Annotated in this window: 14 protein-coding genes; 6 read left to right on the forward strand and 8 right to left on the reverse strand. The window is 69.7% G+C overall.

All coding sequences use genetic code 11. The annotated features are described in order from the left end of the window. Positions 1–134: 134 nt before the first annotated feature. Both uraH and uraD read right to left on the reverse strand, forming a co-directional pair. On the reverse strand, positions 135–455 hold the full coding sequence (gene uraH / locus NM1_RS24945; protein ID WP_068024459.1) for a hydroxyisourate hydrolase: 321 nt from the start codon (positions 453–455) through the stop codon (positions 135–137). Beyond that, positions 452–964, reverse strand: coding sequence for a 2-oxo-4-hydroxy-4-carboxy-5-ureidoimidazoline decarboxylase (gene uraD, locus NM1_RS24950; RefSeq protein WP_068024633.1), 513 nt, complete (start codon positions 962–964; stop codon positions 452–454). Before uraD ends, uraH begins: the two co-directional genes overlap by 4 nt. A 191-nt stretch (positions 965–1155) precedes the next feature. Here uraD and NM1_RS24955 point away from each other — a divergent pair, with 191 nt between their 5' ends. Both NM1_RS24955 and NM1_RS24960 read left to right on the forward strand, forming a co-directional pair. Then, on the forward strand, positions 1156–1776 hold the full coding sequence (locus tag NM1_RS24955) for a nucleotidyltransferase family protein (protein ID WP_068024462.1): 621 nt from the start codon (positions 1156–1158) through the stop codon (positions 1774–1776). A gap of 13 nt (positions 1777–1789) precedes the next feature. Then, entirely contained in the window at positions 1790–2791 is a 1002-nt protein-coding gene (locus tag NM1_RS24960) for an XdhC family protein (protein WP_068024465.1), read from the forward strand. A 6-nt stretch (positions 2792–2797) separates the two neighbouring features. Here the strand turns inward: NM1_RS24960 and NM1_RS24965 are convergent, their stop codons facing one another. From NM1_RS24965 to NM1_RS24990, 6 genes are all read right to left on the reverse strand, one after another. Next, positions 2798–3133 (reverse strand): hypothetical protein, encoded by a 336-nt coding sequence (locus tag NM1_RS24965; protein ID WP_147288961.1) that lies wholly within the window; start codon positions 3131–3133, stop codon positions 2798–2800. A 141-nt stretch (positions 3134–3274) separates the two neighbouring features. Beyond that, positions 3275–4099, reverse strand: coding sequence for a class II fructose-bisphosphate aldolase (locus NM1_RS24970; protein ID WP_068024471.1), 825 nt, complete (start codon positions 4097–4099; stop codon positions 3275–3277). Next, positions 4096–5046: a hexose kinase gene (locus NM1_RS24975; protein ID WP_084520011.1), complete on the reverse strand. Its 951-nt coding sequence runs from the start codon at positions 5044–5046 to the stop codon at positions 4096–4098. Before NM1_RS24975 ends, NM1_RS24970 begins: the two co-directional genes overlap by 4 nt. Continuing rightward, the gene (gene nagA, locus NM1_RS24980; RefSeq protein WP_068024474.1) at positions 5043–6203 is read right to left on the reverse strand and encodes an N-acetylglucosamine-6-phosphate deacetylase; all 1161 of its coding nucleotides are present in this window, start codon (positions 6201–6203) and stop codon (positions 5043–5045) included. The genes NM1_RS24975 and nagA overlap by 4 nt, the downstream gene beginning before the upstream one ends. Before the next feature lie 202 nt (positions 6204–6405). Then, positions 6406–7332, reverse strand: a complete 927-nt coding sequence (locus tag NM1_RS24985) for an ROK family protein (protein WP_084520003.1) — start codon at positions 7330–7332, stop codon at positions 6406–6408. A gap of 10 nt (positions 7333–7342) precedes the next feature. Next, positions 7343–8284, reverse strand: coding sequence for an SIS domain-containing protein (locus NM1_RS24990; protein WP_068024476.1), 942 nt, complete (start codon positions 8282–8284; stop codon positions 7343–7345). Between the two features lie 125 nt (positions 8285–8409). Here NM1_RS24990 and NM1_RS24995 point away from each other — a divergent pair, with 125 nt between their 5' ends. From NM1_RS24995 to NM1_RS25010, 4 genes are read left to right on the forward strand one after another with little or no spacing between them, the layout of a single operon-like run. Next, on the forward strand, positions 8410–9654 hold the full coding sequence (locus tag NM1_RS24995; RefSeq protein WP_068024479.1) for an extracellular solute-binding protein: 1245 nt from the start codon (positions 8410–8412) through the stop codon (positions 9652–9654). 11 nt (positions 9655–9665) lie between these two features. Beyond that, positions 9666–10559: a carbohydrate ABC transporter permease gene (locus NM1_RS25000; protein ID WP_174556915.1), complete on the forward strand. Its 894-nt coding sequence runs from the start codon at positions 9666–9668 to the stop codon at positions 10557–10559. Next, positions 10556–11470: a carbohydrate ABC transporter permease gene (locus NM1_RS25005; protein WP_084520004.1), complete on the forward strand. Its 915-nt coding sequence runs from the start codon at positions 10556–10558 to the stop codon at positions 11468–11470. The genes NM1_RS25000 and NM1_RS25005 overlap by 4 nt, the downstream gene beginning before the upstream one ends. Continuing rightward, on the forward strand, positions 11467–12255 hold the full coding sequence (locus tag NM1_RS25010) for a DeoR/GlpR family DNA-binding transcription regulator (protein WP_068024488.1): 789 nt from the start codon (positions 11467–11469) through the stop codon (positions 12253–12255). The genes NM1_RS25005 and NM1_RS25010 overlap by 4 nt, the downstream gene beginning before the upstream one ends. Positions 12256–12327 lie beyond the last annotated feature (72 nt).

The raw sequence follows: 12327 nt of genomic DNA on the forward strand, positions 1-12327 counted from the left end.
ACGGGGTGCGTCGTGCAGGTCGGGCAAATGCCGACCGATCACCGGGCGGCGCGCCTCCGGCAGCGGCGTCACCAGCCGCGCCGACGGGCCTTGTCACCATCGCGGCGCCGCGGCAGGCGAGGCGCCGAGACCCTTCAGCTACCCCGATAGGTCGAGTATGAGAACGGCGACAGCAGCAGGGGTACGTGATAGTGGCGCTCGCCGCCGACGGTGAACGCGATGGTGACCTCCGGATAGAAGGTGGCGACCCGCTGGGCGGCGAAGTAGTCGCCGGTGCCGAAACGTAGCTGGTAGGTGCCCGGTACCAGGTCTCCGCCCAGCCCGGCGACGCGGCCGTCGTCGTCGGTGTGCGCGGTGGCCGATTCCGTGCCGTCCGGGGCGAACAGCGTTACCGCGACACCGCTCGCCGGGGCGCCGCGAACGGCATCGAGGACGTGCGTGCTGAGGGTGCTCATGAACGCTCTCCGATCTCGCGCACCAAGCGGCGCAGCCGGATTCGGTTGATCTTGCCCAATTCCTCGCGCACGATACCCCTTTCGGTGCGTGGATCGTTGTGCAGCCTGGAGACCAGGATGTCGAGCAGTTCGGCGGCGGACCGGCCCGTCGCGCACACCAGGTAGACGTGGCCGAATCGCGCCTCGTACTCCCGATTGCGTTCCGCCAGCTCGGCGCGAATCGCGTCTCCGGCGGTGACCACCGCGGCCTGCTCGCGCGCCGAGGCCGGGCCGTCCGGTCGGTCACCGATGCGCGGGTGACCGGCCAGCGCAAGGTCGAGCTCCGCTTCGGACAGCCCGGCCAGGGCGTCGTCGGCAGCGGTCAGCAGCGCGGACACGGTGCCGAATGGCCGCCCGGCGACGACCGCTCGCGCCCATTCGGGCGAGGAACAGCAGGTCAGCAGCAGCTGCACGGCCTCGGACTCGGGCAGCGTGTCGAGGGTGATCGGGTCGGTCTCGGAAGTGCTCATCGCCTCCAGCATCGGCCACGGCAACCGGCCGGTGCCAATCGGGCGGCGAAGATCACCGGGCGCATTTACGCTCGGTCCGAGAAGCAACGCGGGCACGGGCGGTCAGGCCGGAAGTCGGCGAACCCTGAACGCGCAGGCCTGCTTACTCGGGAGAGCGGCATCAGCAGCCGAGGCTGGGAAGGGCGGCGAGCATGGCTGGCGAGCGCTGTGCCGGTCTCCTGCTCGCGGCGGGCGCGGGTACCCGGTACGGGCGGCCGAAGGTGCTGGCGGCGGGCGGTGCATGGCTGCGCGGTGCGGTCGCGGCGCTGCGCGATGGCGGTTGTGATCCCGTGTTCGTGGTGCTCGGCGCGACCGGCCCGGCGCGGCCGTCGGCGGACGGGCGATGGCTGGTCTGCGAATCCCCGGCCATCGCGCTGCCGGACGATGCCCGACCGGTCTGGGCCGCCGACTGGGCCGTCGGGCTGGCGGCGTCGTTGCGGGCCGGGCTCGGCGCGGCCGCACAATTCCCCGGCGACATCGGCTACGCGGCCGTCATGCCGGTCGACACCCCGGACGTCGGCGCCGACGTGGTGGCCCGGATGCTGGCGGCGGCGCGCACCGCGCCGAGCGGACTCGCCCGCGCCGTCTTCCACAACCGACCCGGCCATCCCGTTGTGCTCGCTCACAAACACTGGGATGCGGTGCTCAAGAGAGCGCAAGGAAATTTCGGAGCTCGGGCCTTTCTGGACGCTAGACCGGATATCGTGGCCGTCACGTGCGACGATCTGGCAACGGGACGGGACCACGACTACCCGGCCACTCGCGCACCCTGATCGGGAGTTTGTGATGCGTGACATCGTCGATGACCTCATGCGGGTGTGGCACAGCGGCCGGACGGGCGGCCTGGCGACTCTGGTCCGGACGTTCGGCCCGTCCCCGCTGCCGGTCGGTTCGATGATGCTGCTGGATCCCGACGGCGCCGTGTACGGGTCGGTCTCCGACGGCTGCTACGAGTCCGCGGTGTACGAGGGTGCCGCACATTCCGCCCGCACCGGCCACCGCGAGCTGCGCCGGTTCGACGGCACCTCCGGGCTGGACGTGGGGTCGGAATGCGGCACCATCGACGTATTCCTGGAGCCGTTCTCCCGCAACCACTTTCCCGAATTCGCCGAGGTGGCCAGCGAGATCGATGCGCAGAACCCGGTCACCGTGTTCACGGTGGTGTGGCATTCGGACCCCTCGGTGATCGGGCAGCATCTGGTGACCGATCGGCGCCACAACACCGAACTGGTGTCGCTGCCGGAATCGGATGTCTTCGTCTCCTCCTACACCGCACCGCCGCGGTTGATCATCTTCGGCGCCAACTCCTTCGCCGCCGCGCTGACGGCGCAGGGGCGGATGCTCGGCTATCGGGTCACCGTCTGCGATCCGCGGGAGGTCTTCGCCGCGCCGAATTCGTTCCCCGGCGCCGAGGTGGTCGCCGACTGGCCGCACCGATACCTGAACGCGCAGGCCGCCGCCGGTCGAATCGACTCCCGCACAGCGCTTGTCGCCGCATCGCAGGATCCGAAGTTCGAGATCCCGCTGCTGACCGTGGCGCTGCGACTACCCGAGTTCGGCTATCTGGGCGCCCTCGGTTCGCACGCCGTGCACACGCGACGGGTCGAGGCCCTGCAGGCCGGTGGGTTCGACACCGACACCCTGTCGCGGCTGCACGCTCCCGCCGGAATCGATGTCGGCGCCCGCACTCCCGCGGAGGTCGCGGTCTCCGTGGCCGCCGAAATGCTCGCCGCCCGCTCCGGGGCACCCCTGACCGCCCGCACCCGCACCGCCGTTCCGGTCCCCTGACCACACTCACCAGGCGGGATCGAACCAGTCGCGCGCCGCGGGCCGGAACAGCAGGACGATCACGACGACCGAACTGGCCGGTCCCAGCCAGCCCGGGGGATGTCCGGCCGTGATCGACGGCACGGTCCACAGCATGTTCAGCACGGCGAGCAGAATCGCCCCCACCCGGATGCCACCCCCGACCGCACCGAACCCCAGCGCAGTCAGCCCGAGCAACCAACTCGGCACGAACGACAGCGAGGTGATCATCGCGGAACGCCCGCCGAACAGCCAGGCCGCCGACGCCGTGCACACCAGCCCGACCGCGGCCATGCCCAGCGCCACCACCTGTGCAGCGCGCACCGAACCGGGCATCCTGTACCCGCCCGCGCCTGCGGGATCGCGCCCAGCCTCGGACATCGGTCTCCCCTCTCGGCTGCGGGGCTGGTTGGACGAAAACTGTACCGCGCAGTCCATACGCTCCCGAGGCAACGCGCGGGGCGGCTATTCCAGCACGTGCAGCAGCCGCTGCACCTCCTGCCGCACCGCCTCCCGGCCGGGGCCCAGGTATTTTCTGGGGTCCGACAACGCCGGATCGGCGGCCAGTGCCGCCCGGACCGCCTGCGCCATCACGATATTCAGCCGGGTGGCAATGTTGATCTTCGTCATGCCGTGCCGGACCGCCGAGCGCAGGCCCTCGTCCGGAACGCCGGAGGAACCGTGCAGCACCAGCGGGACCGGCACCTTCGCGGCCAGCCGAGCGATCAGCTCGTCGTCGAGGCGCGCCTCCCGGGTATGCATGGCGTGTGAGGAACCCACCGCCACCGCGAGCGCGTCCACCGCCGTGGCGGCGACGAAGGCGACGGCCTCGTCCGGGTCGGTCCGCACGCCCGGCGCGTGCGCGCCGTCCTTGCCGCCGACCTCGCCCAGTTCGGCCTCCACGAACACCCCCCGCTCATGACACCACCGGGCCATTTCCGCTGTGCTGTCCACATTTTCGGCGTACTCGAGGGTGGAGCCGTCGTACATCACCGAGGTGACGCCGATATCGACGGCGGCCCTGATCAGCTCGGGCGATGTCGCATGGTCCAGGTGGACGGCCAGCCGGGCGGGGCTCCGGTCCGCGATCGCCAGGCAGGCGCGCGCCAGCGGTGCGACGCCGCCGTGGTAGCCCACGGTGTTCTGCGAGATCTGCAGGATCGCAGGACGTTTCGCGAAGGTAGCCGCGGCCGCGATGGCCTCGGCGTGCTCCAGGGCGATCACGTTGAAGGCGGCCAGCCCGCCGGGCCGGGCGGCGGCGATCAGATCGGGCACGGGGTGCAGCGTCACGAGGCGGTCTCCCGGGCGGTATCGGACAGGGCGGTGACGACGACCGTGGGCGTCAGCCGATCGCGCAGCGTACGGTCGATCTCCCCGGCCAGGGGGATGACCACGGCGGCCGCCGACGTCGCCACGGCGTCGGTGAGCAGTGCGGGCCAGTCCGGCTCCGAATCGGCGGCCAGTGCGGCGATCACCGCCGCGGCCGCGGCATCGCCTGCGCCCGTGGGGTTTCCGGAGACCGGCTCGGGCAGCGCCGCCGACCAGGCTCCGGAACCGGTGACCGCGATCATGCCGTCGGCGCCGCGGGTGGCGATCACCGCGCGCACGCCGCGGTCGAGCAGCGGCCGCACCGCCGACACCACCTGCTCGGCCGTGGCCGCCGGCGCACCGGTGAGGCGTTCCAGTTCGTCGCGGTTGGGCATGAGCACCACGCCCGGCACCTCGGCGGCCATCCGCAGCGCCCGCCCGTCGACATCGCAGACGGTGGGCACGCCAGCCGCCAGCGCGGTGCGAGCCAGCTGGGCCGGGACCGAGTCGCCGACGCCGCCGGGCAGCGAGCCCGACACCACCATGCCGCCGGTATCCGGCAGCAGGCCCGCCACCCGGACCAGCAGCTGATCGACGGCGTAGGGGTCGCCGACCCGCGCGCCCGGCTCCCAGAGCGCGGTCGCGGTGCCGTCGCCGGATTCGCTGATCACGACCGTGCGCCGTACCCACGGCAGCGCGTGCACGAAGTCCACCGGCAGTTCCAGCTCGGCGGCGGCGGCGAAGATATGGTCGGCGAAACCCGTTGCCCGGGAGTATTTTCCGAGCTGGTTCAGCACGCGGGTGACGTTGATCCCCTTGCCGCCGATCCGCTGCTCGACCGACAGCACCCTATGCTCCCGGCCACGCTCGAACCGCTCCATGCGGTAGGTCATGTCGTAGGCGGGGTTCAACGTCACGGTGAGGATCACGTCAACCACTGTCCACGGCGCAGCACACGGCGCAACCCCAGGTCCGAATCCAGGACGATCGCGTCGGCGCGCAGGCCCGGACGCAGGTCACCGATATCGCCCAGGCCGACCGCCGCGGCCGGGGTGGTTGTCGCCGCTCGGACCGCATCGGGCAGGGCCACCCCGCACTCGCGCACCGCCCAGCGCAGGCATTGCCGCAGGGTGGCGGTGCCGCCCGCGATCGACCCGGTGGCGACGCGCGCGACCCCGCCCGTCACCCGCACCGACTGCGGGCCGAGCCGGTACTCGCCGTCCGCCAGTCCCGCGGCCTGCATGGCATCGGTGATCAGCGCGACCCGGTCCGGCGCGGTGGCGAAAACCAGTGCACCGAAACCGGGTTCGACGTGCACGCCGTCGCCGATCAGCTCCACGACCGCCTGCTGTTCCGCGGCGGCCACCAGACCGGCCGCGACCGGGCCCGGCGACCGGTGATGCAGAGGCGGCATGCCGTTGGCCAGATGGGTAACCACGGTGCCGAACCCGTTCGGCGCCAGGGCGGCCCGGAAGGCCGCGTACTCGGCATCGCTGTGACCGAGGGCCACCACGACACCACGCTCGGCGAGCAATTTCGCGGCCGCGTCGAAGCCCTGGCGTTCCGGGGCCAGGGTCATCACGCGGAGATGACCGCCCGCGGCCTCCAGCAACCGCTCGATCAGCGCCGGATCGGGATCGGTGAGATACCTGGGATCCTGTGCGCCACAGCGCGCTTCGGACAGGAACGGACCCTCGATGTGAATGCCCGCGACGGTGCCGTCCTCGGCCAGGGTCCGCAATGTGGCCGTTTGCGCCACCATATCGTCCGGCGCACCTGTCACGACGCTCGCGACCACGCTGGTCGCGCCCTGCCGCTGGTGGAATTCGGCGGCGGCCCGTGCCTCGTCGACGTCGGTGGTATCGAAGCGATGCCCGTATCCGCCGTGATTGTGAATGTCCACCAGCCCGGGCACGATCGTGCCGAGGTACGGCGGGACCTCGGAACCACGGTGTGCCGCAGACCATTCCGGCAATGTCGTGACGGCCTCAATCTGTTCGCCACATATCGACACGACACCGTCGTCGATCAGGTGCGACGCCGATACGATCCGTCCGCGCACCTGGAGCCCCGCGCCCTCGCTCACCGCGCCTCCCCGAGCAGGCAGCACGGCACCGTTTCCGCCGGAGGACAAGTCGTCGTCCCGACATGCTTCTGGCCGGAATCTATCGCCTCCGAGCAGAGATTCCGGCCAAGAGCGTGCCGGAATGACGTGCGGGGAGTGCGCCGGAATGACGTGCGGGGACTGCACCGCGGTCGCGACGGGCGCACTGTAGGAGCGGCGCGCCTCATTCCAGCACCCCCGCACGGGCGTAGTGGGCCGCGCCGACCAGGCCCGCTCGGGCGCCGAACTGTCCCAGCACAACTCGGGGAGCGGGGGCTATTCGCAGCAGTTGGACGAGCCGGTCCTGCAGGGTCTCGGTGAGCACCGCACCGGCGCCGGCCAGGCCGCCGCCGAGTACGACCATTTCGGGGCAGGTGGCGTGGACTATGCCGAACAAGCCCTCGGCGAGGGCGTCCACGGCGTCGTCGAACACGGCCCTGGCGTCCGGGTCGGTGTCCAGGGCGGCGAAAACCGCTTCGGCGCCGGGGATCTCGCGCCCGGTGCGGGCACTGTAGGCGCGGGCGATGGCGGCGCCGGAGGCTACGGTTTCCACACAGCCGATATTGCCGCACGGGCACCGTAATCCGTCGCGGTGACGCACCGGGATGTGGCCGTACTCACCGGCCTGCCCGGCGGCGCCGCGCACCAGCCGCCCGCCTACCGACAGCGTGCCGCTGATGCCGGTCCCGAGGATCAGGACGCACACGTCGTCGCAACCGCGGCCCGCGCCGTAGCGCCATTCGGCCCAGCCCGCGACGGCGACATCGTGTTCGATCAGCACCGGAAGTTCCCACCGGTCGCGAAAGCGGCTGCCCACCTTCACATCACGCCAGCCGACATTGCTGCTGAACACGGCCAGTGAGCGGGCCGGGTCGACGATGCCGGGCAGCACCACGGCCGCGCGGGCCACCCGTTCGCGCTGCACCGGCGGCAGCTCGGCCAGCAGGCCCGCGCCGAGTTCGCCCATGGCATCGAACGCCGCCTCCCCGGAAGGGGTCGCCACGATGCCCGAACCCAGCACCGCCCCGGCCGCATCGGTGATCTCGCCCTTGATCGTGGTCCCGCCGACATCGACGGCGAGCACCAGATCCGGGGGTTCGACGGCGGTCACGCCCGGCCCGTCACTCGAGGATCACCGAGCGGTTCAGGCTGCGCGGCCGGTCGGGATCCAGACCCAGATCGGCGGCGCGCAGCACACACAGCCGGTGCACCCGCACCAGGTCGGCCATCGGGTCGATGGCGCGATGTTCGAAATGCGCTCCGGTGGCCGCGATGTCGTCGGCGAGGCCGTCGATCACCGGCCCGAACGCCCATACCGCCCGGCCGGGCGCGGCGATACTGATCGGCCCGTGCCGGTACTCGGTGGCCAGGTAGCCCTCGGTCCAGGCCTGACAGGACTCGCGCAGCTTCAGCCCGGCCTCGTCGGCCAGCGCGGCGGCGAAACCCATGCCCACGAAGCTGATCTGCTCGGCGTGCCGCACGCCCGCGACCGACTCCTCGAGGTCCTCGGCCAGCACCGCGCGGGCCTGTGCGATCACCGGGGCCAAGTCCTCGCCCAGGTGCCGGCGCAGGATCGCCAGCGTCGTCGTCGCGAATCGGGTCTGCACGACCGACCGCTCGTCGACGGTGTCGATGAGGATCGGATCGCCCAGTTCGAGCACGGGGGTCCCGGGGCTGGAACAGATCACGGTGCGCGGCACGCCCGCCGGGAGCGCGCGCATCGCATCCACGACCTCGGTGGTCGTTCCGGAGCGGCAGATCACCAGGTAGCGGTCGTAGTCGCGCCCGGCGGGGACCTGACCGGCGGGCCAGGCATCGGTCAGCCCCTGGCCTGCGGACTCGCGCAGACCGGCAAAAGCGCGGGACATGAAAAGCGAGGTGCCACAACCGATGACGGCCACCCGCTCACCCGGCGCCGGGAGCAGCGCGGAGTGTTCGGCGGCGATCGACGCGGCGCGCGTCCAGTCGTCGGGCTGGGTGGCCACCTCGGCGGCCAGGTGGGTTTCGGGGATTCGCTCGGCAGAGGTCGGCACGACACCAGGATCGGCCCGATGATCGTTCATGTCAACTTTACAATCGAAACGGTCACATTCGATCACCGTTAGCGCTAACCTCTGTGCAATCGAATCGTTCGCTTCATCATCCGCGGTTCGTATCGCCGGGTGTGCACTTTGGAAAGGTTCTACTCGTGAAACGTCCACTCCGCGGCGCGTTCTCGTCGATAGCGCTGTTCACCGGCTTGGCCCTGGCGGTGTCCTCCTGTGGGTTCGGTGGCAACTCCTCCGACGACTCGGACCCGAACACCCTGTCCTTCCTGGCCGCGTCCTACAGCGACGGCACCAAGGCGTCCTGGGACCGGATCACCGCCGACTTCCACGCGCAGAATCCGGATATCAAGGTGAATGTGCAGGTGGAGTCGTGGGATTCGATCAACGACGTGGTGCGGACCAAGCTCCAGTCGAAATCGACCACCCCCGACCTCCTCAACATCGACGCCTACTCCACCTTCGCCACCGACGGCCAGCTCTACCCGGCTTCCGAGGTCGTCTCCCCCGCGGTGCTCGCCGACATTCAGCCCGGCTTCGCGAAGAACGCGTCGATCGGCGGAACCCAGTGGGCGCTACCGCTGTTCGCGTCCACGCGCACACTGTTCTACAACACCGAGCTACTGGCCCGGGCGGGCGTCGCCACACCCCCGAAGACCTGGGCCGAGCTGACCGACGCGGCCAAGAAGATCCAAGCGCTCGGCGGCGGCGTCTCCGGGTACGGCCTCCCGCTGGGCAGTGAGGAGGCTCAGGGCGAGACGTCGATCTGGACCTTCGGCGCGGGCGGAAACTGGAGCGACGGCGACAAGATCACCGTCGACACCGCCGCCAACACCGAGGGCGTGCAGGCAATGAAATCTGTCGCGGAATCCGGTGTGACACAGCCGAATCCGGGAGCCACAGACCGCAAGGACGTCATCAACTCCTTCATCCAGGGCAAGATCGGCATGATCGAGGGCCTGCCACCGGTGATCGGCATGATCGACCAGAAGAACCCGGGCCTGAAGTACGCGACCGCGCCCTCCCCCACCAAGTCCGGTGATCCGGTGACCCTCGGCGTCGCCGACCACCTGATGGCCTTCAAGAAGGACGGCAAGAAGACCGAGGCGATCAAGAAGTTCCTCGACTACTTCTACTCCGCCCCCGTCTACTCCAAGTTCGTGCAGAGCGAGCACTTCATCCCGATCACCACCGGCGGCACCCAGGCAATGGCCGAGGATCCGGTGGTCAAGGCGTTCTCCGCCACGCTGCCCGTGGCGAAGTTCTACCCGAGCAACAATCCGAAGTGGGGCGCCGCGCAGGGCGCCATCCGGCAGCAGATGGGCACCGTCGCGCAGGGCGCCGACCCGGCCTCGGTGCTGCAGAGGATTCAGCAGGCGGCGAGTTGAGGGGCGTCGCCGTGAAATCCGGGTCCCGGTCCACGGCAACGCTCCGGGCGCTGCCGTGGGTCGGCCCGGTGCTGATCCTGATCGCGGGTGTGGTCGCGTTCCCGGCGGGCTACATGCTGTGGACGTCCACCCGCAATCTGAGTGCCTACGGACAGGATCGCGGCCCGGCCGGGCTCGCGAACTTCCGCAAACTGTTCGCGATAGACGAGTTGGGCAGCGTACTGCTGCACACGGTGGTGTGGGTGGTGGCGGTCGTGGTGATCACGCTCGTGCTGTCGGCGGGCCTGGCACAGTTCCTGAACAAGGACTTCCCGGGCCGCACCGCGGTGCGCATGGCGATCCTGGTGCCGTGGGCGGCGTCGGTGGTGATGACGACGACGATCTTCGCCTACATGCTGGACCCCGACGTTGGCATCGCCAACCGGTTCCTGGTCGACATCGGCGTGCTGGACCGGGGTTTCGGCTTCACCAAGGAGGCGGGTCCGGCGTTCCTGGTGGCGATCGGGGTGGCGGTGTTCGTCTCGATTCCGTTCACGACCTACACGATTCTGGCCGGGCTGCAGGCGATTCCGTCGGAGATCGAGGAGGCGGGCCGGGTGGACGGCGCGGGCGTCTGGCAGCGCTACCGGCACCTGACCCTGCCGCAGCTGCGGCCCGCGATCGCCGTGGCGACGGTCATCAACATCATCAACGTCTTCAACTCGCTGCCGATCCTGCAGGTGCTGACCGGCAGCATCGCGGGCTTCTCCGCCGACACCACGACCACGTTGACGTTCAAGCTGATTCGGCAGAACCAGGAGGTCGCGACGGCGGCCGCGATGAGCGTGCTGAACTTCGCGCTGATCGTGGTGATCATCGCGATCTACGTGAAGCTGATCCGCCCGGCCGGGGAGGAGGCGCGATGAGGGCGTCTGCTCCCATAGCAACCATCTCGGAGGGCACCATCGAATCGCCTGCCGGACCGCCGGTTTCACCTGCCACGGCGGGGAAGAAACCCCGGCGTCGCTGGGACCTGACTCTCGTCGGCATGGTCATCGCGGCGATCTTCCTGATCCCGTACGTCGTGATGGTGCTCGGCTCGCTCAAGCCACGCTCGGAGATTCTGCGGATACCGCCGACATATCTGCCGGAGCAATGGAGTCCGAGCAACTACTCCAGCATGTGGAACACCCCCGAGACTCCACTGTCGTTCAACATGGTCAGCACCGTGGTGATCTCGGTATTCGCCACCGTGGTGGTGCTGCTGGTGGCGATCCCCGCCGCGTACTACACGGCGCGGCGGCGCTTTCCGGGCAAGATCGCGTTCCTGGGCCTGGTGCTGGTGACGCAGATGCTGCAGCCGACCGTGCTGGTGACCGGCCTGATCCGGGAGTTCTTCACGCTCGGCATCAACGACACCTGGCTGGCGATGATCCTGGTGAACGCGGCGTTCAACCTGTCGTTCGCGGTGTGGATCCTGCACAGCTTCTTCGCGTCGATACCCGTGGAGATCGAGGAGGCCGCACAGCTGGACGGACTGAGCCGGCTGCAGATCCTGACCCGGGTGAGCCTGCCGCTGGTGTGGCCGGGCATCGTCACCGCGACCATTTTCGCGTTCGTGTCGTGCTGGAACGAATTCGCCGCCAGCCTGGTGATCCTGACCACGCCCGAGAACCAGCCGCTGTCCGTGGCCTTGACGAAGTTCATCGGGCAATACGACACGGCTTGGCAATATGTATTCGCCATCTCTACGGTCGGCATCGTGCCCGTTGTCATCCTGTTCGCGCTCATCGAGAAGCGCCTGGTCGCCGGCCTTACCGCCGGTAGCGTGAAATGACCGCTGCGGCCGATCGGTCCCAGCGCTGGAACCGGCTGCTGGAACTGCTGGCCGATACCGGACGGCTGTCGGTGGAGGAGGCCGCCGCGGTACTCGGCGTCTCCCCCGCCACCATCCGCCGCGACTTCACCGCGCTGGCCGATCAGCAACTGGCCACCCGCACGCACGGCGGCATCGTCGCCACGTCGGTCGCCTACGAGCTGCCCGCCCGGTACCGCAGCGCCGATGCGGCCAAGCAGCGCGTCGCCGAATACGCTGCGGGACTGGTGGATCCGACCGAGGTGGTGGGTCTCAACGGCGGCACCACCACGACGGCGGTGGCCCGCGCGCTGGCCGGGCGCCCGGACCTGCCGACCTCGGCCGACAACCAGATGACCATCGTCACCAACGCGCTCAACATCGCCAGCGAGATGGTGTTGCGACCGCAGCTGCGCACCATCTGCCTCGGCGGGATGGCCCGGCGCGAGTCCTACGAATTGCACGGTCCGCTGGCCGAACGCGCCCTGGCCGAATTGCATTTGGACACGGTCATTCTCGGCGTCAACGCGATCTCGGCCACCGGTGGCGCTCAGTGCCGCCACCTGGACGAGGCGGGCGTGAACGCCGAAATGGCGCACCGCGCAACCCGTGTCATCGCGGTGGCCACCGCCGAGAAGCTGGAGCAGACGGCCCTGGCCCGCATCTGCCCCATCGAGGAGATCGACATCCTGGTGCTCGACAACGCCGCAGAACCGGCCGCAGTGGCCGCAATTCGCGAGGCGGGGGTACGGGTAGACCTGGTGTGAGCGAAGCCCTCGCGGGACCGACTCGCCGCCGTCAGCTCGACACTTGACCATGCCGCTACGGCACAGCCGAGA

The organism is Nocardia mexicana NBRC 108244 (assembly GCF_001613165.1).
In the GTDB taxonomy this organism is placed as follows: Bacteria; Actinomycetota; Actinomycetes; order Mycobacteriales; family Mycobacteriaceae; genus Nocardia; species Nocardia mexicana.

Bases quoted from the DNA above. Each gene is read 5' to 3' on its own strand.
- NM1_RS25005 (WP_084520004.1), top strand. From the start codon at position 10,556: ATGAGGGCGTCTGCTCCCATAGCAACCATCTCGGAGGGCACCATCGAA.
- NM1_RS24960 (WP_068024465.1), top strand. From the start codon at position 1,790: ATGCGTGACATCGTCGATGACCTCATGCGGGTGTGGCACAGCGGCCGG.
- NM1_RS25010 (WP_068024488.1), top strand. From the start codon at position 11,467: ATGACCGCTGCGGCCGATCGGTCCCAGCGCTGGAACCGGCTGCTGGAA.
- uraH (WP_068024459.1), bottom strand. From the start codon at position 455: ATGAGCACCCTCAGCACGCACGTCCTCGATGCCGTTCGCGGCGCCCCG.
- uraD (WP_068024633.1), bottom strand. From the start codon at position 964: ATGAGCACTTCCGAGACCGACCCGATCACCCTCGACACGCTGCCCGAG.
- NM1_RS24955 (WP_068024462.1), top strand. From the start codon at position 1,156: ATGGCTGGCGAGCGCTGTGCCGGTCTCCTGCTCGCGGCGGGCGCGGGT.
- NM1_RS24990 (WP_068024476.1), bottom strand. From the start codon at position 8,284: ATGAACGATCATCGGGCCGATCCTGGTGTCGTGCCGACCTCTGCCGAG.